Source organism: Pseudomonas sp. GM50 (assembly GCF_000282375.1).
Taxonomy (GTDB): domain Bacteria; phylum Pseudomonadota; class Gammaproteobacteria; order Pseudomonadales; family Pseudomonadaceae; genus Aquipseudomonas.
The window spans coordinates 85,080-109,700 of the sequence record NZ_AKJK01000049.1 but is presented as its reverse complement, the minus strand read 5'-3'; the positions used below and the strand labels follow the sequence as shown (position 1 = coordinate 109,700).

Sequence of the window (24,621 nt, the reverse complement as noted above, 5' to 3'; positions counted from 1 at the left end):
CCCCTTATAATGCCCATTCTTCCGGCTCGTAAGAAAAATCACACTTAGCTGTAGTCTTACGCGAAGCCATCCGCACAGGCCTGCAGAGTCGGGCCATCACCACAGGTGCTTTCCATGGATTTCAACCCGATCGACCTTATCCTGCATCTCGATGTTTACCTCGACCTGCTGGTAACTAACTACGGGGCATGGATTTACGCCATTCTGTTTCTGGTGATCTTCTGCGAAACCGGTCTGGTAGTGATGCCATTCCTGCCGGGCGATTCCCTGCTCTTCATCGCCGGCGCCGTAGCGGCCGGTGGCGGCATGGACCCGGTGCTGCTGGGCGGCCTGCTGATGCTGGCGGCGATTCTCGGCGACAGCACCAACTACATAATCGGCCGCACCGCCGGTGAAAAGCTGTTCAGCAACCCGAACTCGAAAATATTCCGCCGCGACTATCTGCAACAAACCCACGACTTCTACGACAAGCACGGCGGCAAAACCGTGACCCTGGCGCGTTTCATGCCAATCATCCGGACCTTTGCCCCGTTCGTCGCCGGTGTCGGCAAAATGCCTTACCCGCGTTTCTTTGCCTTCAGTGTTCTCGGAACCATCCTCTGGGTGGGCGGCCTGGTCACCCTCGGCTACTTCTTCGGCAACGTACCGTTCATCAAGAAAAACCTGTCGCTGCTGGTAGTGGGCATCATCCTGTTGTCGCTGCTACCGATGATCATCAGCGTGATCCGCAGCCGCCTCGGGAATGCCGCGTCCAAAGCCGAACCCCGCTGACTCACGATGTGGTCCCTTAGCGCCTGGCGACGCCAGCGCACCCTGGCCAGGCATCCGATTGCCGACGACATGTGGCAACGGGTGCGCCATCACCTGAGCTTTCTCGATGGCCTCAGCGCAGACGAAGACCAGTGGCTGCGGGAAGCCTGCGTGCTGTTCCTGCAAGACAAACACCTGACCGCCCTGCCCGGCGTCGAGCTTCACCAGGAGCAACGCCTGCTACTCGCCGCCCAGGCCCAATTGCCGCTGCTGCACCTGGGCGATCTGAACTGGTATCAGGGCTTTCACGAAATCATCCTCTACCCCGATGATTTCCTCAGCCCCCAGCGCCATCGCGATGCCAGCGGCGTTGAACACGAATGGGACGGCGAACACAGCGGCGAAGCCTGGCAGCAAGGCCCGATCATCCTAGCCTGGCCCGGCGTGATGGCCAGTGGTGGCTGGGAAGGCTACAACCTGGTGATCCACGAACTCGCGCACAAACTCGACATGCTCAACGGCGACGCCAATGGCCTGCCCCCGCTGCATGCCGACATGCGCGTCAGCGACTGGGCCAGGGTCATGCAAGAGGCCTATGACGACCTCGACCGGCAACTGGATCGCAACCCAGACGCGCAAACCGCCATCGACCCGTACGCGGCGGAAAACCCCGCCGAGTTCTTCGCCGTCACCAGCGAATACTTCTTCAGCGCCCCGGATTTGCTGCACGAGGCTTATCCACAGGTTTATGAGCAACTGAAGCTGTTTTACCGCCAGGACCCGTTGGCCCGGTTGCGGCAACTTCTGGCCGAGAACCCGGTCTATCAGGCACACGACTAAGGTCTACACGACCTCTGGCACATAGCAACGGTGGCGGAATATGCCTATAATCGCCGCCACTTTTTGGTCAATCCGGCCAAGTGTTTTTGGTCAACTAACGGGGGCACCGCCCAATGAGCTACAGCAAGATTCCGGCTGGCAAAGACCTGCCGAACGACATCTACGTCGCGATCGAGATCCCGGCCAACCACGCGCCGATCAAATACGAAATCGACAAAGACAGCGATTGCCTGTTCGTTGACCGTTTCATGGCCACCCCGATGTTCTACCCGGCCAACTACGGTTACATCCCGAACACCCTGGCTGACGACGGTGATCCCCTCGACGTGCTGGTCGTGACCCCTTACCCGGTTGCCCCAGGTTCGGTGATCCGCGCACGTCCAGTCGGCATCCTGAACATGACCGACGACGGCGGCGGCGATGCCAAAGTGATCGCGGTTCCACACGACAAGCTGTCCCAGCTGTACGTCGACGTGAAGGAATACACCGATCTGCCTGCGCTGCTGATTCAGCAGATCGAGCACTTCTTCGCGAACTACAAAGATCTCGAAAAAGGCAAATGGGTGAAAATCGAAGGCTGGGCCGGCGCAGATGCCGCCCGCGACGCGATCACCAAGTCGGTTGCCGCTTATAAAGGCTGAGAAGCCGCGGTAAGCTTCTAGCTGCGACGGTTGAAGAAGACCCCGGTTGATCCGGGGTTTTTTGTGGGCGCTCCGCCCAGACACTGACCTTTAACGGTACGTGGAACGCTTCTTGGCTTCGGTTTTTGCCTGTTTAATTTCCACTAAAAGCGCCTTACATCCAGTCTTAAATTTCCCTCGAAATTTGAACGGATCGTTTATTCAAACCCCCATCCTGCGCCAGTAGACTCGTGTTTATGAAAAAGAACACTAGCGGCCCACGATTTAAAGCGCTCCTTGAAGCAGCGAAAATCACAACCACAGGATTTGCCGCTTTCTTCGACACGGAAGCGCAAAATATCCATAACTGGTACACCCGCGGTGTGCCCGCCTACCGCATGGAAGAGGTCGCTAGACTACTGTCTGTAAACAGCGACTGGCTGAAAACCGGCGAAGGCCCGAAAGAGTCCTCACGCCTGCGCGTGCTCGACGAGTCCGGCAACACCTTCGACGCCCAGGCCATCCGCGGCATCTATACGGTGATCGAATCCATCGACGTCGAGCTGCCCTTCTACATAGAAACCGCCACCGCCCCGGGCTCCAACAAAACTCACGTTATCAAAGACCCCAGCCAATCCATCCGCCTGCCCCGCAGCCACCTGGACTCCCTGGAAATCAACCACGCCGACGCTATTTGTACCCACATGATCGGCAACAGCATGGGCGAAAAGATTGAAGATGGTTCGACGCTTGCGATCGACCGCGGGCTTACCCAGGTTATTGATGGGGAGATTTATGCGATCGAGCACGACGGGATGTTACGGATCAAATACCTGCACCGAATGCCGGGGAATGCGTTGCGGTTACGCAGCTATAACAAAGCCGAGTATCCAGACGAGATATTCAATGCCGAGCAGATCGACAAGCAAAACATCAGGGTATTGGGGTGGGTATTCTGGTGGTCGACGCTCAACAAACGCCGGCCGTCGGTACCGTTCCTATAAGCACGCACCCGGTGATCCACTGTGGCGAGGGGGCTTGCCCCCGTTCGACTGCGCAGCAGTCGCAAACCATTCACTATGGCGGACACTACGCTTACCGGATTTACGACTGCTTCGCAGCCGAACGCAGCCTTCGGCAGCTGCTACACCTCTCCGCAATCGCCCTATCCCACACGCCAAGCTGGGAATTCCTCAAAAAAATCAGTATGCTGCGCCCCACATTTGCGCATCGACCCTTCTTCAGGCTCAGATCGCACCGACAAGGCAGATGACTTTCTCGCCAAGTCCCACAGCCGGACGCAAGATCCGGGTGTACGTTTTGAAGGCTGGCGCGGTTTACCAAAAATAAACCAAGCCAGTCCCCGAGAAGCCGGCCACAAGCCGGCTTTTTAATGTCTTTTTGAAAGCCACCCTCTTCTACTGAAAATCGCGACAGCCTTGCTAGATCAAGGGTTTCAGCCTATTTTTGCTCCTGTGACTTCCTTTTTCATCCATCGTCTTCCACAGCCAAGTGGGGGATCAAGTGGGGGACCAGAGGACAGAAAAGATGGGTAAGCTGACCGCAAAGTATGTCGAAAATGTGACCGAACCAGGCACCTACGAAGACGGTGAAGGGCTGCGCCTTATCGTCAAAGCTACGGGGCGAAAAAACTGGGTGCTGCGGTTTCAGCTACACGGCAAACGACGAGAGATGGGATTGGGTGGCTACCCCCAGTTCGATCTAAAAAAGGCCCGCACGGCCGCCTATGAAAACAAAGTCCAGATCCTCAAAGGCACTGACCCACTCGCAAAACGACAGGCTGAACAAGCCGCTCAACGGGAAGCTGAACGCCGAGAATTGGCGCAGCTGATTACTTTTGAGAAATTGGCCGCCGACTATCGAGATGCCCATGGTTCGAGCTGGTCGGAGAAATGGCGCAAGGGCTGGCTAAGGAAACTCGAACTCTATGCTTTCCCTACTATAGGGAAGCTGTCAGCTGACCAGGTCGAAACCAAACACCTGATCAAGGCACTGCAACCACTATGGGCAACCAAAACGCGGACGGCTGACGAAGTACGTGGGCAAATCGAACAGATCCTGGATGCCGCCAGAGCCCGAGGTCTCAGGACTGGAGAGAATCCGGCACGCTGGCGCGGCCATCTGGAAAACCTGCTCAGCCGGCATGAGAAGAAGAAAGCTCGCAAACGCCAACATCACCCGGCACTGAAATGGCAGGATCTTCCAACACTAATGGAAGCCTTGCGTAAGGACACCAGCCACGTTTCTGCCGCTGCTCAGTTACTGATCCTAACCGGCGCTCGCTCGCATATGGTCCGATTCGCACGTTGGGATGAGTTTGACTTGGAGTCGGGTCGATGGTCTCTGCCTGATGAGCGCATGAAAACACGGCAAGCGTTCGCGATCCCCTTGGCTCCGGAAGTGGTTTCACTTCTGAAGAACCTTCCGAAAATCAACACCAGAAGTCCCTACGTTTTCCCCGGCCACGGTCGAAGCGGCGTGATGCACGCTAATGGCATTCGCAATCTGCTACATGCACTGGGTTATGAGCACATCACTCGTCATGGTTTCCGCTCAACCTTCCGGGATTGGGCTGGTGAAATGACCCCTTTCCCAAGAGATATCTGCGAGCTCGCGCTGGCCCATGACGAACGCGGGGAAACCGAAAGCGCATACTCTAGATCAGACTTTTTTGATAAGCGACGGGAGCTGATGCACGCGTGGGCCATCTACGCTACATCCACACCTGAACACGCGGATGAGGCACTACGCGATACATCGGGGAAATAATGAGGCGGCACCGCTGAATGCGTCGAACCTTGGGGCGCATCTATCAAGGCGACAATCCCGCAACTGCGGCGAAATCAACATCGGTGTAGGACCACGAGATCTATGGTTACCGACTAAAAAAAGCCAGGTCCCTTTAAGCAGGGATGCGTAGCCTCCCTGCTTAAAGGGACCTCACTTAAAAAATCTAAAGCCCACACAACTGTCTGTGGAAAACCACGGATTTCCACCGGTGGATAATTTCATCCACAGCCGCAGAGTTCCCGAAAATTCGAGCCTTGACCCAAATTATCCACAGGCGTAGAAAAGATCGGGCAAAGCGCTGTCGTTGACAGCAACCCAGGTAGCCAGAACCTTTAAGGCTACACCACACCGTGGTGGTTCTCCCAAAGTGCGATTAGCGTCCGGCGGCTCGCACAGTCACTCACCGAGTGATGGATGCCTACTTCAGATCATTGCCATTGCGGCAAATACATCCCCCCTACCCAGCTGCCCTGCAGCAACCTATCCGCTTGGCCATTTCACTGCGCCAACCTGCGCCCGTCTCTTTCTTCTGGAAAGAGACGGGCGCTCCTACCGCTGCTGCAGCCCATCTCGTACAAGGCTTTGCGGCATTTCCCCTCGTGACAATCGGCGTGACAAACACCGAAGTCACCAGCAACAGCGATGCAGATGATGGTGCCGCAGCCCACGGAATGGGCTGCACCTGACTGACAGTCAGGCATGCCCCAGTCATCGCATCACTGCCTTCACCCGACTCAGGATCTCGCGGCACCGGTCTCGTCAGCCAGTGCAGCCTCTACCCGCCCACTTCTTCGGAGGTGTTCAGGAGGCCAGATCATGAAATGCCCAAGCTCCCGGTCGTAAAGAGCCGTCAGTCCCGCGTTAGTGGACAACCCTCACAGGCCGCAGGGGCCTTGATCCCTGATAACACTCAACATTCTTGGCGGGATGACGTGAGGGAAGGCTTCAAGGTTTTGTCCTCGAGAGGAGTTTGATCATGGCACTGCTGGGCAGCCGAGATGGGCGCAATTTTGGCTATGGTCGGCAACTGAGTTACGCCGGACCGCAGGCGCTGCGCTACCTGCTTGGCGGCGGGCATTATGGGACGGTCATGCAGCCTTTGCCCAGCACTCTCAATTTCCGGCCGCATAACCGCATCCAGTACTGCCAGAAAGCTTGCTGATGCATCCTGGGTTAGAATCCTGCCCATCATTTATATCCCCTTGGGAATCCGTCGCTCACAGAGCGACGAAAAGGAAATTCGTAATGCCCCTCACGCTTCAGCAACTGGAACGTCACCTGTTCAAGGCCGCCGATATTCTGCGCGGCAAGATGGATGCTTCGGAGTTTAAGGAATACATCTTTGGCATGCTGTTTCTCAAACGCTGCTCTGACGTGTTCGAGGAGCGTTACAAGGAGGTGTTGGCGCAGGAGCTCCAGGCAGGCAAGAGCCAGGCCGAAGCCTTTGTCTCTGCAGAAAATCCGCGCTGGTACAAACGCGATGGCGGTTTTTGGGTGCCCAGCTCCTCGCGCTTCAAACACCTGCTCAACGAGGCGCACATCAATGTCGGTAATCTGCTCAATAAGGCGCTGGCGGGTATTGAGGGGAATAACGCTTCTTTGGAAGGGGTGCTGGAGCACATTGACTTCACCCGTAAGGTCGGCCAGAGCAAGATCCCCGACATTAAGCTTCGTCAGCTGATCAGCCATTTCAGTCTAGTGCCTCTGTGCAACTCAGACTTCGAGTTTCCCGACCTCCTCGGCGCTGCCTACGAATACCTGATCGGCGAATTCGCCGACTCTGCCGGCAAGAAAGGGGGTGAGTTCTATACCCCGCGGTCGGTGGTGCGCTTGATGGTTCGTCTGCTCAAACCAGCGCTGAAACACGACATCTATGACCCCTGTTGCGGCTCGGGCGGCATGCTGATCGCCGCCAAGGAATATATTGACGAGCACGGCGAGGATGGCCGCAAAGCCAACTTGTTCGGCCAAGAGTTCAACGGCACCGTTTGGTCCATCGCCAAGATGAACATGCTGCTGCACGGCATCAGTACGGCAGACCTGCAAAACGATGACACCTTAAGCGACCCGCGCCACTTGGAAGGCGGCGAACTGCTGCGCTTTGACCGCATCCTCACCAACCCGCCGTTCTCGATAAACTGGGGCCATACCGAGAAAGATACCAACGGCCAGCCTGCCTGGAGTCCGGAGCACCCGGAGCGTTTCAAATACGGACAGGTGCCACTGGGCTCCAAGAAGGCCGATTTAATGTTCCTTCAACACATGCTCGGCGTCTGCCGTGACGAAGGTATGGTCGCCACAGTTTTGCCCCACGGAGTGCTGTTCCGTGGAGGGGAGGAGAAAGGCATCCGCGCAGGCATCATCAAGGATGACCTGCTCGAAGCGGTGATCGGCCTGCCGGCCAACCTGTTTTACGGAACCGGCATCCCCGCCTGTATCCTGATCCTGCGCCAACAGAAGCAGGACGGTGCCAATCGCGTCAGCGGCAAGCCGACCGACCGCCAGGGCAAAGTGCTGTTTATCAATGCCGATCGAGAGTACTTCGAGGGCCGCGCGCAAAACTTCTTGCTGCCAGAACATATCGAGAAGATTGCCACTGCCTTTGATGAATTTCGCCAGATCGATGGCCTGTCCGATATCGTCGACCTCGCCACGCTGCGCGATCACAACTACAACCTGAATATCCGCCGCTATGTGGACAACGCCCCTGCGCCAGAACCCCACGACGTGCGTGCCCACTTGGTTGGCGGCATACCCAAGTCCGAAGTGGCAGCCAAAGCCGGACTTTTCCGGGCTCATGGCCTAGACCCGCAGGACTTGTTCATCGTCCGTGACGAACGCTATTTTGACTTTCGCCCAGAACTGAACAACCGCCAAGCGCTCAAGCCAGCCATTGAGGACAATGTCGGCCTGCAAGCCAAAGAAACCAAAATTCGCGACGCCTTCAAAAACTGGTGGGAAGAGCACAGCCCACGCATCACCGCCCTGGCTGGGCAAATGGACAACAGCAACAGTCTGGTCAGCCTGCGCAGCGAACTGTTGCAAAGCTTTAGCCAGTCGCTGGAAAACATTGGCCTGCTCGACCCCTTTCAGGTGCGCGGCATCATTGCCGGCTTCTGGTATCAGAGTAAATATGACTTCCTTACCCTAATGGCCCGTGGTGCCACGGGTGTGGTTGATGCTTGGCGCACTAGTATCGTCACCGCCCTGGAGGACAAAGCCAGCAAGGACAGCCCGCTGGAGCACAAGCTGGTCAAGTTTCTGCTCAGCGACTTCGTGACCAAATTGGCCGAACTGGACGGGAAGAAAGCTGAGTTGGAAAGTCAGCTCAAGGCCCCAGTCCCAGCCAAAGACGAGGATGAGGTCGAAGCTGAAGGCGACGAGGAAAACATCGTTGACGAGGCTCAGCTCAAAGCGTGGAAGGACGAACTGACCAAGGTGAAAAAGCAGCTCAAAACCAAGAATGAAAGCTTTACCAGCCACCTAAACAAAGCCGTCGACGGACTGACTCAGGAGGCCGCTGCCGAACTTCTGCTGACCATACTGCACAACGACATGCAGGCTATCGTCGACCGCTATATCTCTGTTCAGCGCAAGCAATTAGTCGCGGCCGTTGAAAACTGGTGGGACAAGTACCGCGTGACCCTTGCCGAGATTGAACACAAACGCAATACGGCGGAACAGACATTGCAGGGTTTGCTGAAGGAACTTGGATATGTCTGAGGTTTCACTTTCAACGATAGCCAAGGTAAACCCTGCTATTCGAATACCCCATGATTTACCCGCCAATGATGAAGTGTCCTTTATTCCGATGAGCGATGTATCCGAATCAGGAGACTGGACTACACAACAGACACGGCCCCTGAGATCGGTGACAACAGGATTTACTGCCTTTGAAGACGGTGATGTGCTCGTAGCTAAAATCACACCTTGCCTTGAGAACGGCAAAGGTGCCTACGTACGCGGATTACGTAACGGAATCGGCTTCGGAAGCACGGAATTCCATGTGCTCCGGGCAAAACCAGGCATCGATCCACGTTTTGTTTTTCACGTTACGCAAAGCCAGCGTTTCAGGCGTGCAGCGGAAAGACAGATGGTCGGATCCGCAGGACAACAGCGCGTGCAGCGCCAGTTTTTTGATGAGTTCTTTGTTAGGGAATTTTCCTCTGACGAGCAAACGCTTATCGCCAAAATCCTCGACACCCTCGACAACACGATCCGCGCAACCGAGGCGATCATCGACAAACTCAAGATCGTCAAACAGGGACTGCTGCACGACCTGTTGACCCGGGGCATTGACTCCAACGGCGAACTGCGCCCGCCACAGAGCGAAATGCCGCAGCACTATAAGGAGTCGCCGCTGGGGTGGATCCCAAAAGAATGGGAGGTAAGGTTGCTTGACTCCGTTGCTGTACGTGGCAGCGGGCATACCCCCAACAAGAACATTGCGTCATATTGGAATGCTGGCATTAAGTGGGTTTCTTTAGCTGATTCACATAACCTCGACAAGATTTTCATCCACGAAACTGACAAGGAAGTCAGCGAGCTTGGCATAGCCAATTCGTCCGCTGTAGTTCATCCAAGCGGAACAGTCATTCTATCTCGTGACGCTGGCATCGGAAAAAGTGCCATTCTGGTAGGCAATATGGCAGTAAGTCAGCACTTCATGGCTTGGCGATGTGGAGAAAAGATGAACAATTTGTTCTTGTATTTCTACTTGCAGCGTGAAAAGCCGAAGTTTGAAAGCATCGCCATTGGAAGTACGATCAAGACGATTGGACTTCCATTTTTCAAAAGCTATAACGTCGTTGTACCTCCACGGTACGAGCAAGATCAGATCGTCGCTATCTTGATGACGACCGAGCAAAACCTGACCGATCATTCTTCGGAACTGGACAAGCTGAAGCAGCAAAAAGTCGGCCTAATGGACGACCTTCTCACCGGCCGCGTACGCGTCACACCTCTACTGGAAGGCGCCACCACCCCATGACCGACTCTCGCCCCATCTCGCTAATCGATCCTCCCGGTGGCTACACCGTCTGGCTGGCCGAACTGAAAACCCGCATTCACCACGCCCAGCAGCGTGCAGTGCAGACAGTCAACCGCGAGTTGGTGCTGCTCTACTGGCAGATCGGCCACGATATCCTCGAACGTCAAAGTCGCGAGGGTTGGGGTGCCAAGGTCATCGAGCGACTGGCTCACGACCTGCGCACGGCCTTCCCCGATATGAAAGGCTTTTCCCGCGCTAACCTGATGTATATGCGCGCTTTTGCCGAGGCATGGCCGGACGCTGAAATTGTCCAACAGGCTGTTGGACAATTGCCGTGGGGCCATAATTTGGTACTGCTCGCCAAGCTGAAAGATTCGCAGCAACGGCTGGCCTATGCCCAAAGAGCCGTCGAATACGGATGGTCGCGCAGCGTGCTAAGCATGCACATCGAAACCCGCTTGCTGGACCGCGAAGGTCAGGCACAAACTAACTTTGCTACGCAGCTGCCGGCTCCGAACTCGGACCTGGCTCAGCAGACGCTGAAAGACCCCTATGTCTTCGACTTTCTCGATGTAAGCCGGGAGGCGAACGAGCGTGAAATCGAACACGCCCTAGTGCAGCATGTCACTCGTTTTTTGCTGGAACTGGGCGCAGGGTTTGCCTTCGTTGGGCGGCAAGTGCCGTTGGAAGTGGGTGGCGACGACTTCTTCATCGATCTGCTGTTCTATCACCTCAAGCTGCGCTGCTACGTGGTCATTGAGCTGAAGGCCGACAAATTCAAGCCTGAGCATCTGGGCCAGTTGGGCTTCTACCTGACGGCCGTGGATGCGCAGATGAAGGGCGAACATGATGCCCCCACTATTGGCCTACTGCTGTGCAAGAGCAAAAACAAGGTAGTGGCTGAGTATGCCCTGCGCGACAGCGCCAAACCCATGGGCGTCGCGGAGTATCAATTGATGGAGGCGCTGCCAGCTGAGCTGCAAAACACCCTGCCCAGCATCGAGCAGATCGAGCAGGAGCTGGCTGATAATTGAGTGTTTATGAACTGACATCAGCCCGTATGGGCGCCAGGTAAATCTGATGGAGTCGGGTGAGATCGGATAGATTTCATCCATTGAAAATGGAGTAGTGAGATGGGCTGGGAACTGGACGACGTTGAGCAACCCTTTGTCACACAGCTGCAAGGACTGGGCTGGACACACATCGAGGGCAGTCTCGACATCCCGGCCTTGACGGGTCGCAACACCTTTGCCGAAGTCATTCAGGAAGCCCAGCTGCGCGAGCGGCTGCGGACCATTAACCTGCGCGATGGAGAAACCTGGCTGGATGACGAGCGCATCAGCGAGGCTGTTTCAGCCATCACTCGCCTGGGCACCGCCAAGCTGATGGAAGCCAACCAGAAGGCCACCGAGCTACTGCTCAAGGGCATCACGGTGGACGGCCTTCCTGGTTGGGATGGCGGCCGTGGGCAGACGATCCAGTATATCGACTGGGAGACGCCGACCAACAACCGCTTCACCGTGATCAATCAGTATCGGGTGGACTGCCCGCCAGGCTACAACAGTGGTAAAAAATTCATCGTTCCCGATCTGGTGTTGCTGGTAAACGGCATTCCACTAGTTGTGGTGGAATGCAAGAGTCCATCCATCCCCGAGCCTTTGACAGAGGCCGTGGACCAACTACGCCGTTACAGCAACCAACGCAAGGCGGCCTTCGAAGTTGAGGACAACGAAGGCAACGAAGCGTTGTTCGCCAGCGTACAGTTACTGATCGCCAGCAGCTTCGACGAGGCGCGGGTCGGCTGCATCGGCTCTGGCTTCGCTCATTTCGCTCAGTGGAAAACGATAGTCGGACCGGACGGCCAGGGCAGCGAACAGGAAGTAGCAAGCGGGCTGAGCAAATCCGTTTTGTCCGAGCAGGAGCGGCTGATTGCCGGCCTGTTGTCCCCTGCGCACCTGCTAGATGTGTTGCGGCATTTCATGCTGTTTATGCAGGTCAGCGGGCAGACCATCAAGACCGTCTGCCGCTACCAGCAATACCGTGCTGTAAACCGTGCCATCACCCGACTGAAGACCGGACAGACCCGCCACGAGCATGGCGAACACGACCAGCGAGGCGGTATCGTCTGGCATACCCAGGGTTCTGGCAAGAGCCTGACCATGGTGTTTCTGGTACGCAAGATGCGCACGGACACACAACTACGTCGTTTCAAAGTCATCGTGGTGACCGACCGCAAAGACTTGCAGAGCCAGTTGTCGGCAACTGCCACGCTGACCGGCGAACTGCCGGAAGTGGCTTCCAGCACCGAGGGTGTGAAGGCGCTGGCTCGGCGTCAGGGACCGGGACTGATCTTCGCCACTATCCAGAAGTACCGAAGCTCTGAACTGGAAGACGAAGCACTGTCCGACGAGAAAGATCTGCCCGAAACGCCTGACGCAGGGCTCAAGGCTGCCGAAAGTCGCGGCGCCTACCAGGTCAGTAGGCCCATCGAAGTATTGAATAGCGACGAGAGCATTCTGGTGCTGGTGGACGAAGCGCACCGTACCCAGGCCGGCGACCTACAGGCCAGCCTGATGGCTGGAATGCCAAATTGCGCACGCATCGGCTTCACCGGCACGCCGATCATCATGGGCGACAAGAAGCGCACCCATGAAATTTTCGGTGCATTCATCGACAAATACACGATCAAGGAAGCCGAAGCCGATGGTGCTACGGTGCCAGTGCTCTACGAAGGGCGCACAGCCCATGGCGCGGTCAAGGACGGTGCCAGCCTGGATGAGCTTTTCGAGGATCTCTTCCGCGAACACAGTAGCGAAGAGCTGGAGTTGATCAAGAAGAAATACGCCACCAAGGGCCATATCTTCGATGCCCCGGCGCTGATCGACGACAAGGCGCGTGACATCCTTCGCCACTACGTCACGAATATCCTGCCCAACGGCTACAAAGCTCAGGTAGTGGCTTACAGTCGGCTGGCCGCCATTCGTTATTTCAGCGCCTTACAGAGCGCTCGTGACGAACTGCTGAACGAGGCAGAAGCGCTGCCAGCCGCCGAAAAGATGCTCGACGATGAAGCCCTGTGCCTGCGCCCACCCAAAGTGCAGGCACGCATCCAGGCCTGGCGCTACCGCGACACGCTACGTAGCCTGGAATTCGCCGCGATTATTTCCGGTAGCAACAATGACGACTCGTCGTGGAAAATCTGGACCGACGGCGGGAAGCACGAACAACTGATCAAGCGCTTCAAAAAGCCGCTACGGCATGAACAGCCGGGCAAGGCTGATCCGCTAGCCTTCCTGATCGTAAAGTCGATGCTGCTGACCGGCTTCGACGCCCCCATTGAAGGCGTCATGTACCTGGACCGACCGATCAAGGAGGCCGAACTTCTGCAGGCCATTGCTCGCGTGAACCGTACTGGCCATGGCAAGCGTTGCGGTATCGTGGTGGACTACTATGGCGTGGCCAACCACCTAAAAGAAGCCTTGGCGGCCTATGCCGACGAGGATATCGAGGGTGCGCTGGTCAGCATCAAGGACGAGGTACCAATCCTGCGAGATCGCCATCTGCGAGTAGTGGACGTCCTGCGCCGCCAGGGTGTCGAGTCGCTGGACGATACCGAAGTCTGCTTAGCCGCCCTCGATCAGGAGAAAGTGCGGGCAGAGTTCGCAGTCAAACTCAAGGCCTTCCTCGCGTCGCTCGATACCATCTTGCCGCGCCCAGAGGGATTGCCCTTTATCAAGGACGCCAAACGTCTGGCCTATATCCACGCTCGCGCCCGCAATCGTTACAAGGACCTGCCCGTGCTAGGCAAAGATATCGGGGCCAAAGTGCGCAAACTGATCGATGACCACGTCATATCACTGGGTGTCGATCCGAAAATTCCACCCATTCAGCTGACCGATGCTGATTTCGAGAAGCAACTATCACGCAGCGCCAACGACCGCGCCAAAGCCTCGGAAATGGAGCACGCCATCCGCTCGCACATCCGCAAACATGCAGATGAAGACCCGGTACTGTTTCGCAAACTGTCCGAACGACTGAACGACATCCTCAAGTCGCTTGATGAGCAGTGGGACGCACTGGTCGCTCAACTGCAGAAAATCATTTCCGACCTGCGTTCGGGACAGATCAACGATGACACTACTCCGACCGATCTTCCCGAGCATTACGCGCCCTTCCTGCGCACCGTATTGGAGGTCGTCTGTGCCGAAGCGGACCCGCAGCCGGCTGAACTGATACGGCTGAAAGATGTGACTGTGGAGTTGGTCGATCTGCTGGTTGATGAACTGCAGAGCCACCGGGACATCTGGAGTCCTCGCAAGCGAGTAGCGCAGGAAGACCTCACCGGCCGACTGTTCGACCACCTGATGCTTTTGCGGCCGCCGCTTGTCGATGCCGACACCGCCGGGATACTGGCCGACCGGCTATTGGATCAGGCTCGGGCCAGCCACGACAAGCTGATGCAGGTGTAAGCATGACGGCCAGCCTGACGGTAAACGATCTGTGTCTGACGCTGCGTCGCAGTGCCCGGCGCAAAACACTACAGATCACCGTCGAACGTGACGGCACGTTGGTGCTCTCAGCACCGCCTGAGGCAGACGAAGAATCGCTGAGCCGATTCGTGCAGGAAAAAAGCTTTTGGATTTACTCTCGCCTGGCCGAGAAGGAGCGCCTGCTACGTGCGGTGCCAACCAAGGAGTATGTGGATGGCGAAGGATTCCTGTACCTCGGACGCAGTTACAGGCTCAAACTGGTCGACGAGCAGGAGGTGCCCTTGAAACTGACTGGGGGACGCTTTCTGCTGCTACGCAGCCAGCTGCCACAGGCGAGGGACCACTTTATTCGCTGGTACAGCCTGCATGCCCGGAACTGGCTCGCCTTGCGGGCAAAGGAGTACCAAGGACGTTTGGACGTTTCCCCCGGAGGGGTGCGGGTGCAGGATCTTGGCTATCGCTGGGGCTCATGCGGCAAAGGTGACATCCTGTATTTCCACTGGAAGAGCATCCTTCTGCCCAAGCGCATCGCCGAATATGTCGTGGTCCATGAAATGGTCCACCTACACGAGCCGCACCACACCCCAGAGTTCTGGCTACGGCTCGAGCGCGCTTTGCCCGAATACGCACAGCGCAAGGAATGGCTGGCTGAGCATGGGATTGAGGTGGAAGGGCTATAAAAGGTCGGAATGCGCGGAGCCTCCACGACTGGTGTTACTCAACCCTCTCAGAAGGTCGTCAAGCAGGCTTTTCTATAAGTTCAATTGCAATGGACAGCCCGAACTGACGGATTCGCTCACAAGCTGCCTGCAGGCTGACTTTACTAAAAAATGGCAAGTCAATCGATCCATCGGCATATGGCTTTCGCATAATTCCATAAACCACGGTGTAGTCTTGACGAGGAAATTTGCTGGCTTTACCAGAGGGTAAGAAAGCTTCAAATCCTCCGCCTTTTTTTCTAACCACTTCGCGCAGTTTCGAACGGAAATCCGCATCGCTTACCAGCGCCTCAGCACTCACCACACCCTGAGACCACAAATGACTGATGGGACCCGAAGAATGACCATCCTTTAGGTGTATGAACTCTCTATTTTTCGAGTAAAAGTCACAGGGCTCAATGTTCGCATAACGCACCCCTTGCGGATTAATTTTTGTCTGGTCAAGCATCAGTATATCTGGCCGATTTTTAACTAGGTCCTCAATCAGCTCTCTTTCGTTTCTGCACCCAGTTGCACCAATCAAACTCACTTGTTTGAGGCTATTGAAGTGTGCTTCAACTCGAGCTCTGAAACCCTTTTCAACCCGATACCATTTCCCAGCAAAAAGAACATGATAACGGTCCGCCCCTTGCTTACCCAGTGACGTTTCGAACGTAAAGCAGTCGTAAACCCTCCAACGCTCGTTGAACTCACCACTTGCATCCTTCTGCGCTCGGATTCGATGATTTTTCTTGATCAGATCAATATCATCAGTACAACCACAACGGTTTAACTCTGACACATAGTCTTCGATAGAAAGATCGTTGAAATTTACGCCATGACTACCAAAGCCGTTGTAGTGAAGTTGTCCACCCTCAGTGTAATTAACAATCTCCGGCGGGGCCATGTGCAGTTCGTTGGTGCCACCCTGGCGTAGCTCATCCAATGCCTGAAACAGTTTTGCATCAAGCCTCGTCAGAGTTGCTTTGAGGGTAACAACCTGCATGTTATCCACCCAAGCAAAATCATTGCGATAACGCTTTGCACTAAATGAATCGAGAATTTCCTCACATTTAGATTCAAGGCCGTCCGCCTCTACTTCACAAGTAATGGAGAGCGCATCCTTACCAGCCACGAATTTTGCAAAAAGTCGATCAGTCGGTGTACCACCTGCGACTCGCGCCAGGTCACGAAGCAGATCAACCCCGAAAGCCTGCAAATCACTGTCCTTGCTCGCCTGAACACGTTTCTGAAACGTCACAGCATCAGGTGTTGCCAAGTCTAGAGTACGCAAACCGTCACGAGGTACGCTATTAAGCGCGACCTTAAGGCCAAAGTGGGGAACAAATGCATCATCGTTCAATGTTATGTGAGCATGGCCGAAGCATAAAGCGAACACCCGCCCCGCAACTGGCAGAAACAGTACGGCACCCGCCCCGCTTGCGCTCAAGTTATCAGGAAGCTCATCCGTATTAGCTTCTAAAAAACCTAACCAGTCAGGACGTTTCCGAAATATTTGGCCGACGTAAAGCTCTCCGCCATCCACTCCGGACCAATCCATACGCGACAGCGGGCGATCACCGTCGGGGCTAAAACTCTCGGTAAACGACCCTTCAGGCTCGTAAGCTTTACGAAGCAGGCGGACGTTCAGTGTTCGGGTTTTCTTCCGTGGGGGCAAAACGTGCTCCTCCTTGATGCCGACAGCTCCAAGGAGATGGCGTGCGTATCGCCTAACGCTATCAATTAGCCATCTTGATGTCTATCGGCAACGTCGCTCCCTTTAGGCTAAAGGCCTAGCACTCTTTCCGCGTCAACGTCATCATAATGGGGAAAATGCTGCTTTAGCCGCTCGATAGTCCACCGCCATTTTGGCGTGGAGGGACGGCAAATTGTGTTCTGGTTTCCGAACATTCCTACCTCTCGTACCGCTTGAGTTATCGGTACCGTCTGAAGCCACTCTATCGATACGAAGTGATCACAGCGCTCAGGATCATCGACAAACTCGGCGTGATAGTTTGCGCGGGTAGCGACTTCAAGCACCGGTACCTCACATCCGTTATGCAGAACAGTGAAGTCCGCCGCAGGTGTGGACGATCCAAGGACACGTCCGACACCGACGTAGCCTTGCTGGGGAATATTTACCCAAACTCGATCCCCTGGTGAAAGCAATTGAAGGGTTCGACTGTACCAGGCACCTCCGCCTCCGGAGATGAAGCCAAACTCAACAGCATCCTCCCAAGAGCGGGAAGTGGAATCTCCGAACGAACAATAGAACTCGCCATTCCAAGGTTCGTTGTGCCCCCCACCCGCCGACACTGCATTGACCTGAGTCTGGACAGGGTCGAGCAACCAAGAACGACTCAATAGTTGCTGGCCACCTGATTGAAAAATCTGAAAACACAGGACATTGATTGGAATATCCCGCTCACTGAGGTACGCGACGATGCGCTCACTGCTGGCATCCAATTCAGTCGCAACAATGATGAGTTGATGGCTCTTGTTCAATTCGTCATCGTCCAAGGCGCGGCCGAAGCGCTCACGAAAGTCGTCGTCCAAGATGCAGCCAGGTCGGAATCGCTTGTAAATAGCGCCAATCTCATCAGCGCGAAGACTTTCGACCCAAACTGCGTAGTCAAGTGCTTGGGCAACCACCTCACGGGGCGTGCGGTCACGCTTGAGCTCAATCAGCACTAGCGCACCGTCAGGCGCTATGGCTAACAAATCGATGCGCCCTCCCATGCCAGTGCTTTCTTGTCTCCCTATAAGCATCCATTCATCTGAGAGTATGCTCGGAGCATTTACGATCATGTCTTCTAGTAGCTGCTCGGTTGCGAGCTTACTTTGCAGCAATCTGGTCGGCATGGTGCCGACAGTCCAAACGTCCGTCTTGATCGGCACGCCGTGTGTCCTTTTCTGGGTTATGTGTGAGCTAAGATGTAAGCAAGCGGACTTTGCCATGTTTCAGTCAATTGGGATGAAAATCCACTTGGGTTGCAGCCTGTTTGCAAGCTATCACCCGAGTCTGCTCAGTACGACGCCTCGTCTCCGAATATTTTTTATCGCGTATCAAATGACAAGAAAGCCGGTCAAAAGCCGCGCAAACATCACAAAAAAGTGGGGGAACATATGGGGGACCAGAACGCTTTGTAAAATCAATAATTCATTGTTTTTCAATTGCCTACTTCAATAAAAAGCTAACCACAAGCCGGCTTTTTAATGTCTGCGAAAAAGTTCGACCCAAATCGACGGAAGACATCGTGCTGGTGGACGGTACGCGGCTGGCGCATCTGATGATGGATCATGAGGGGGTATTACATCGCGATTGTTGCGGTTGCCTGCGCTGGATCGCGATTACTTTGGTGAGGAGTGAGTTTTTTTGGGCAAATATAGGCCAATCCCCCCTAATATTTGTGGCTTTAGGTGATGGCACACTAGAATCATGACGCATGTCCTACTCTGAACGTCGCCGCTAACACGGACAAAGGGTAGGACTGAAGCCAGCTTAAATAGATGTGCAGATCAAGGAGACCACCATGCCGGACGCCAAAAATATCAAGGAACAAAAGCTTCTCTACCATCTCACGTCGATTGAAAACCTGGATGGCATTTTTCAGGAAGGCCTGAAACCTCGGGCCGATCTCACTAATTTCAAAGACGTAGCAGACAGTGAAATCCTGAAAAAGCGTCAGGCCCTTGAACTTGACCGCTATGTACCCTTTCACTGGTTTGCTGCAAATCCATTTGATGGAAGCGTGCAACGCAATAGACCCGATGCCAAATTCGTCCTGATCTCGGTTTACAGATCAATTGCGAAACAAAACGGTTGGAAAATCATTCCGCGCCATCCACTGGCTAGTGATTCAATCCAGCTACTCGATTACGACGAGGGTTTCGAAGCCATCGAGTGGGAAGTCATGAACACCCGCGAGTATCAGGACGCTCATTGCAAACATGGCGGAATGCCTGGCGCCTGGCGTTGTGAAACCAAACGCCTTCTTCAAAATCTTCACTCCTAACGAGGAGGTCGAAGCACTCTGCGTGGCTAAAATGCGAGAGGCCGGTGTTAATGTACTCACCGGCGCGAATCAGAGAATGTTTTATCAATGAACTACACCAGTCTGAATCCAGAGAAGGCTCTGATTTGGCGTATCGTCCATCGCGATAACCTGCCCTGGATTCTGGACAACGGTCTGCATTGCGCAAACTCGGATGTGCAGGCACCGCAGTACGTGAATATTGGCAACGTTGACCTGATCGACAAGCGCCGAACTCGCCGTGTACTCATCCCACCTGAAGGCGTGCTGGCCGACTACGTCCCCTTCTATTTCACACCCTTCTCTGTGATGATGAAAAATATTCACTCCGGGTGGAGTGTTCAGCAGCGCAGCAACGACGAGATCGTGATTCTGGTCTCCAGCATGTACCGCGTCGAACAGCTTGGCCTACCGTTTGTCTTCACAAACGCACATGCCTACCCGGATTGGACAGACTATTACAGCGATCTGGCGAATCTCGGCGAGATCGATTGGTCTATCCTTCAACGACGCGACTTCAAGCGTGACCCTGATGACCCTCGAAAGATGGAGCGTTATCAGGCCGAAGCGCTGATTCATCATCACCTACCGATTACAGGACTCCTTGGCATCATGTGCTACAACGATGCAATGAAAGAACGCATAGAGCAGGACGTGGCCGCTAGAGGCCTGACGTTATCTGTTCATGCGCGTCCGGGATGGTATTTCCAATGATCAGATTTACCCAAGGCAACCTTCTGGAAGCCAACACCGAAGCCCTCGTCAACACGGTCAATACCGTGGGTGTGATGGGCAAAGGTATCGCGCTGATGTTCAAAGAGCGCTTCGCGGAGAACTACCGTCTGTATTCGGCGGCCTGCAAGGCTGGCGAGGTAGAGACAGGCAAGGTTCACGTAACGGCAGTCAACGAACTGGAAGGTCCTCGCTGGATCGTAAATTTCCCTACCAAGCGTCACTGGCGATCGCCGTCGCAGATGGCATGGATAACGGAAGGCTTACACGATCTGCGTCGCTTTTTGATTGAAAACCATGTGAAGTCCGTTGCGGTTCCACCGCTAGGTGCCGGTAATGGTGGTTTGAAATGGCCTGAGGTCCGCGAACAGATTGTTGAAGTTTTGAGTGATCTGGATGTAGATGTGCTGGTGTTCGAACCTTCCAATCAGTATCTGAATGTCGCCAAACGTAGCGGCGTGGAGAAGCTCACGCCTGCTCGCGCGCTCATTGCAGAATTGGTTCGACGCTATTGGGTTTTAGGCATGGAATGCAGCCTGCTTGAGATTCAGAAGCTGGCCTGGTTCCTTGAACGCGCTATAGAAAAGCTGCCGAACACCGAGAACCCTCTGAACCTTAAGTTCGTAGCTCATAAATACGGTCCGTATGCCAATCGGTTGGAGCATCTGCTTAATAATCTTGATGGCAGCTATCTGCATTGCGACAAACGCATCAGTGATGCGGGTATCAGTGATGCGATCTGGTTTGACGAAGACCGCAAAGCCTTTCTGCAAACCTATCTAAAGACAGAGGCCAAAGAGTACTCCCAGGCCTTGGAGCAAACCGCCGAGTTGATTGACGGCTTCGAATCGCCCTTCGGTATGGAGTTGTTGGCGACGGTCGATTGGTTGTTGAGTCAGGAGGAGGTTGCCCCGACCGTTCCTGCCGTGCGCGAAGCGTTGAGGCATTGGGATGGTGGAACCGCTGCAGCCGCTCGCAAAAGCAAGCTGTTCGACGATCAGGCGCTTGATATTGCGCTCAAACGTCTTACCTCCAGTAGTTTCAGGCCTGAGATGGCTACCTGCTAGGGGAGGTCACGATTGTAAGAATCGGATAGACACTGAACCTCGTACCAGATGCCTACTGCTCTATCTGATCCTCGCCGTCAGCACCATGTCGCCTGTCACTCCGACCAACCTGAAATCACAGAGGTGGCTGAGCGGTGAGCCGAATAGGCGCCATATTCGGCTCACTATATGAGCCGAATAGCATTTCTAATCGGCTCAGTCAGCCGCATCGCCCCGTTCGGCTGCGTAGCAGTCGCAAATTGCTGAATGCGGTATGCCTGAAGAAACGCGGTGTCTGGTTTAGGGGCGCTTCGCACCCCAACGGGGGCAAGCCCCCTCACCACAGCGGTCGCATTGACGCCCAAAAACCAGTGGCCGAAACGCCCCGCTCATTTGCCCATAACCCCTATGTCTGCTAGTGTCGCGCCGGTTTAACGTCAACCGGAAATAGCCGCCATGGCCCGCAAAAAAGCTGCACTGGATTTCGAACAATCCCTCGCTGACCTGCAAACGCTGGTGGAGCGTCTGGAGAACGGCGAATTGTCGCTGGAAGATTCGCTGACCGCTTTCGAGCAGGGCATCGGGCTGACCCGCGATTGCCAGGCGGCGCTGGCTCAGGCCGAGCAGAAGGTTCAAGTGCTGCTCGAGCGTGACGGTGAGCTGGCCGAGGAACCCTTCGACGCGGATCAGCCAGAATGATTGCGGCGTATTCGGCGTCCAGCCAGGCTCGCGTCAACGCGGCACTGGAAACCCTGTTCAACGCGCCGAGCCCCGAGCTCGCCCGCCTTTACGAAGCCATGCGCTACAGCGTGATGAACGGCGGCAAGCGCGTGCGTCCATTGCTGGCTTACGCCGCGTGTGAGGCGTTGGGCGGCAAGGCCGAGCAAGCCAACGGCGCGGCCTGTGCGGTTGAGCTGATCCACGCCTATTCGCTGGTGCACGATGATTTGCCGGCCATGGACGACGACGATCTGCGTCGCGGCCAGCCGACGACGCATAAGAAATTCGATGAAGCTTGCGCGATCCTCGCTGGTGACGGTTTGCAGAGTCTGGCCTTCAGCGCCCTGCTCGACCCGCGCCTGAGCAGTTGCGACGCCGAAACCCGTCTGCAGATGGTCAGCGCCCTGGCGTTGGCGGCAGGCCCGGCGGGCATGGTCGGCGGGCAAGCTATCGATCTCGGTTCGGTGGGCCTGAAGCTTGATCAAAAAGCCCTTGAATACATGCACCGTCACAAGACCGGCGCGTTGATTGAAGTCAGCGTCAAGCTCGGTGCCCTGGCCAGCGGTCATGCCGCGAAGGACGAACTGAAGTCCCTGCAGAGTTATGCACAGGCCATCGGTCTGGCATTTCAGGTCCAGGACGACATTCTCGACGTTGAAAGTGACACCGAAACCCTCGGCAAACGCCAAGGCGCCGATATCGCTCGGGACAAGCCGACCTACCCGGCACTGCTCGGTCTCGACGCGGCCAAGTCCTACGCCCTGGAACTGCGCGATCAGGCCCTGCACGCGCTGCGACCGTTTGACGCGGCGGCTGAGCCATTGCGCGATCTGGCCCGGTACATCGTCGATCGCCGCAGCTGACGGCGTATCCGCCAAAAAAAACCAACGCGTGGGCAGGGGGCGATGCATCAGGTAAACTGCCGCATCTTTTATACCTATAACGATTCGCCTGATGCCCACGACGTTTCATGAGATTCCCCGCAAGCGCCCGACCACGCCCCTGCTCGACCGTGCCAACACGCCGGACGGCCTGCGCCGGTTAGGCGAAGCCGAGCTGGAAACCCTGGCCGATGAGTTGCGCCTGGAATTGCTCTACACGGTCGGTCAGACCGGTGGGCATTTCGGTGCCGGCCTGGGCGTGATCGAGCTGACCATCGCGTTGCATTACGTCTTCGACACCCCGGACGACCGGTTGGTGTGGGACGTGGGTCATCAGGCCTACCCGCACAAAATCCTCACCGGCCGTCGCGAGCGCATGGGCACCCTGCGCCAGAAGGATGGCGTTGCCGCCTTCCCGCGTCGTTCCGAGAGCGAGTACGACACCTTTGGCGTCGGCCACTCCAGCACCTCGATCAGCGCAGCGCTGGGCATGGCGATTGCCGCCCGCCTGCAACACAGTGATCGCAAGGCGATCGCGGTGATCGGCGACGGCGCACTGACCGCCGGCATGGCCTTCGAGGCGCTGAACCACGCGCCGGAAGTGAATGCCAACATGCTGGTGATCCTCAACGACAACGACATGTCGATCTCGCGCAACGTCGGCGGGCTGTCGAACTATCTGGCGAAAATCCTTTCCAGCCGCACTTACGCGAGCATGCGCGAAGGCAGCAAAAAGGTTCTGTCGCGTCTGCCCGGCGCCTGGGAAATCGCCCGTCGCACCGAAGAATACGCCAAAGGCATGCTGGTTCCCGGCACGCTGTTCGAAGAGCTGGGCTGGAACTACATCGGCCCGATCGATGGCCACGATCTGCCGACCCTGATCGCCACCCTGCGCAACATGCGCGATCTGAAAGGCCCGCAATTCCTGCACGTGGTCACCAAAAAAGGCAAAGGCTTCGCTCCGGCGGAAGTCGACCCGATCGGTTACCACGCCATCACCAAACTCGAACCTGTGGATGCTCCGGCCGCCGCGCCGAAGAAAGCCGGCGGGCCGAAGTATTCCGGTGTGTTCGGGGAATGGCTGTGCGACATGGCCGCGGTCGATCCGCGCCTGGTCGGGATTACCCCGGCGATGAAGGAAGGCTCCGACCTGGTGGCGTTCAGCGAGCGCTTCCCGGAGCGCTATTTCGACGTGGCGATTGCCGAGCAACACGCCGTGACCCTCGCCGCCGGTATGGCCTGCGAAGGCGCAAAACCGGTGGTAGCGATCTATTCGACCTTCCTGCAACGCGCTTACGACCAGCTTGTGCATGATGTGGCGGTGCAAAACCTCGACGTGCTGTTCGCCATCGACCGCGCAGGTCTGGTGGGCGAAGACGGTCCGACACACGCGGGCAGCTTTGACCTGTCGTTCCTGCGTTGCATCCCCGGCATGCTGGTGATGACCCCGAGCGACGAAAACGAACTGCGCAAAATGCTCAGCACCGGCCACCTGTACGACGGCCCGGCGGCGGTGCGTTATCCGCGCGGCACCGGCCCGAATGCGCCGATCGCGAAAGACCTCGAGCCGATTGAAATCGGCAAGGGTGTAGTCCGCCGTCAGGGCAGCAAAGTCGCCCTGCTGGTGTTCGGCGTGCAATTGGCCGAGGCATTGAAAGTCGCCGAGAAGCTGGATGCGACCGTGGTCGACATGCGTTTCGTCAAACCGCTCGACGAAGCACTGGTTCGCGAAATCGCTGGCAGCCACGAGTTGTTGGTGACCGTCGAAGAGAACGCCATCATGGGCGGTGCCGGTGGTGCGGTCAGCGAGTTCCTCGCCCGCGAGAACATCCTCAAGTCGGTGCTGCATCTGGGCTTGCCGGATGCCTATGTCGAGCACGCCAAGCCTGCGCAAATGCTGGCCGAATGCGGGCTGGATGAGATTGGGATCGAAGAAGCGGTGCGCCAGCGCCTGCAATTGCTGAACCTCTAATTCTCTAGCTACATGCAAAACCCTGTGGGAGCGAGCC

The 24,621-nt window shown here is 56.0% G+C and carries 17 protein-coding genes and 2 pseudogenes; 17 read left to right on the top strand and 2 right to left on the bottom strand.

All coding sequences use genetic code 11. From position 1 onward, the window contains the following. Window positions 1-114 precede the first annotated feature (114 nt). The 11 genes and pseudogenes from PMI30_RS17520 to PMI30_RS17565 all read left to right on the top strand — a co-directional run bounded on the left by PMI30_RS17520 (window position 115) and on the right by PMI30_RS17565 (window position 15,181). Entirely contained in the window at window positions 115-771 is a 657-nt protein-coding gene (locus PMI30_RS17520; protein WP_008009013.1) for a DedA family protein, read from the top strand. 6 nt (window positions 772-777) lie between these two features. Further along, window positions 778-1,590, top strand: a complete 813-nt coding sequence (locus tag PMI30_RS17525) for a zinc-dependent peptidase (RefSeq protein WP_008009011.1) — start codon at window positions 778-780, stop codon at window positions 1,588-1,590. 113 nt (window positions 1,591-1,703) lie between these two features. Then, a complete protein-coding gene (ppa, locus tag PMI30_RS17530) occupies window positions 1,704-2,231 on the top strand; it encodes an inorganic diphosphatase (RefSeq protein ID WP_007894323.1) in 528 nt (175 codons plus the stop codon). Window positions 2,232-2,467: 236 nt separating this feature from the next. Further along, window positions 2,468-3,214 (top strand): S24 family peptidase, encoded by a 747-nt coding sequence (locus tag PMI30_RS17535; RefSeq protein ID WP_008009009.1) that lies wholly within the window; start codon window positions 2,468-2,470, stop codon window positions 3,212-3,214. Window positions 3,215-3,758: 544 nt separating this feature from the next. Continuing rightward, window positions 3,759-5,000 (top strand): tyrosine-type recombinase/integrase, encoded by a 1,242-nt coding sequence (locus tag PMI30_RS17540; RefSeq protein ID WP_008009007.1) that lies wholly within the window; start codon window positions 3,759-3,761, stop codon window positions 4,998-5,000. A gap of 997 nt (window positions 5,001-5,997) precedes the next feature. Continuing rightward, window positions 5,998-6,111 (top strand): annotated as a pseudogene (locus tag PMI30_RS30550) (integrase domain-containing protein); the annotation flags it as partial. Between the two features lie 155 nt (window positions 6,112-6,266). Next, entirely contained in the window at window positions 6,267-8,744 is a 2,478-nt protein-coding gene (locus PMI30_RS17550) for a type I restriction-modification system subunit M (protein WP_008009002.1), read from the top strand. Then, window positions 8,737-10,011 (top strand): restriction endonuclease subunit S, encoded by a 1,275-nt coding sequence (locus PMI30_RS30115; protein WP_050562558.1) that lies wholly within the window; start codon window positions 8,737-8,739, stop codon window positions 10,009-10,011. Before PMI30_RS17550 ends, PMI30_RS30115 begins: the two co-directional genes overlap by 8 nt. Then, window positions 10,008-11,045: a PDDEXK nuclease domain-containing protein gene (locus tag PMI30_RS17555; RefSeq protein ID WP_008008999.1), complete on the top strand. Its 1,038-nt coding sequence runs from the start codon at window positions 10,008-10,010 to the stop codon at window positions 11,043-11,045. The genes PMI30_RS30115 and PMI30_RS17555 overlap by 4 nt, the downstream gene beginning before the upstream one ends. 99 nt (window positions 11,046-11,144) lie before the next feature. After that, a complete protein-coding gene (locus tag PMI30_RS17560; RefSeq protein ID WP_008008997.1) occupies window positions 11,145-14,480 on the top strand; it encodes a type I restriction endonuclease subunit R in 3,336 nt (1,111 codons plus the stop codon). Between the two features lie 2 nt (window positions 14,481-14,482). Continuing rightward, a complete protein-coding gene (locus PMI30_RS17565) occupies window positions 14,483-15,181 on the top strand; it encodes a M48 family metallopeptidase (RefSeq protein ID WP_008008994.1) in 699 nt (232 codons plus the stop codon). 58 nt (window positions 15,182-15,239) lie between these two features. Here PMI30_RS17565 and PMI30_RS17570 read toward each other — a convergent pair whose 3' ends face one another. Both PMI30_RS17570 and PMI30_RS17575 read right to left on the bottom strand, forming a co-directional pair. Then, on the bottom strand, window positions 15,240-16,877 hold the full coding sequence (locus PMI30_RS17570) for a DUF6119 family protein (protein WP_008008991.1): 1,638 nt from the start codon (window positions 16,875-16,877) through the stop codon (window positions 15,240-15,242). A 107-nt stretch (window positions 16,878-16,984) separates the two neighbouring features. After that, the gene (locus PMI30_RS17575) at window positions 16,985-18,097 is read right to left on the bottom strand and encodes an endonuclease NucS domain-containing protein (protein ID WP_008008989.1); all 1,113 of its coding nucleotides are present in this window, start codon (window positions 18,095-18,097) and stop codon (window positions 16,985-16,987) included. Between the two features lie 635 nt (window positions 18,098-18,732). On the opposite strand from PMI30_RS17575, the pseudogene PMI30_RS17580 reads away from it, so the two are divergent. The 6 genes and pseudogenes from PMI30_RS17580 (at window position 18,733) to dxs (ending at window position 24,584) form a co-directional block, all read left to right on the top strand. Next, a pseudogene (locus PMI30_RS17580) lies at window positions 18,733-19,306 on the top strand (DarT ssDNA thymidine ADP-ribosyltransferase family protein). Then, a complete protein-coding gene (gene darT, locus PMI30_RS17585) occupies window positions 19,303-19,947 on the top strand; it encodes a type II toxin-antitoxin system toxin DNA ADP-ribosyl transferase DarT (RefSeq protein ID WP_008008985.1) in 645 nt (214 codons plus the stop codon). Before PMI30_RS17580 ends, darT begins: the two are co-directional and overlap by 4 nt. Beyond that, window positions 19,944-21,032, top strand: a complete 1,089-nt coding sequence (darG, locus tag PMI30_RS17590; RefSeq protein WP_008008984.1) for a type II toxin-antitoxin system antitoxin DNA ADP-ribosyl glycohydrolase DarG — start codon at window positions 19,944-19,946, stop codon at window positions 21,030-21,032. The genes darT and darG overlap by 4 nt, the downstream gene beginning before the upstream one ends. Before the next feature lie 435 nt (window positions 21,033-21,467). Next, the gene (locus PMI30_RS17595; protein ID WP_007894317.1) at window positions 21,468-21,710 is read left to right on the top strand and encodes an exodeoxyribonuclease VII small subunit; all 243 of its coding nucleotides are present in this window, start codon (window positions 21,468-21,470) and stop codon (window positions 21,708-21,710) included. Continuing rightward, window positions 21,707-22,594 carry a (2E,6E)-farnesyl diphosphate synthase gene (gene ispA / locus PMI30_RS17600; protein ID WP_008008980.1) on the top strand — a complete coding sequence of 296 codons (888 nt, stop codon included), beginning with the start codon at window positions 21,707-21,709 and terminating at the stop codon, window positions 22,592-22,594. Before PMI30_RS17595 ends, ispA begins: the two co-directional genes overlap by 4 nt. Window positions 22,595-22,685: 91 nt before the next feature. Next, entirely contained in the window at window positions 22,686-24,584 is a 1,899-nt protein-coding gene (dxs, locus tag PMI30_RS17605) for a 1-deoxy-D-xylulose-5-phosphate synthase (RefSeq protein ID WP_008008978.1), read from the top strand. The last annotated feature ends 37 nt before the right edge of the window (window positions 24,585-24,621 follow it).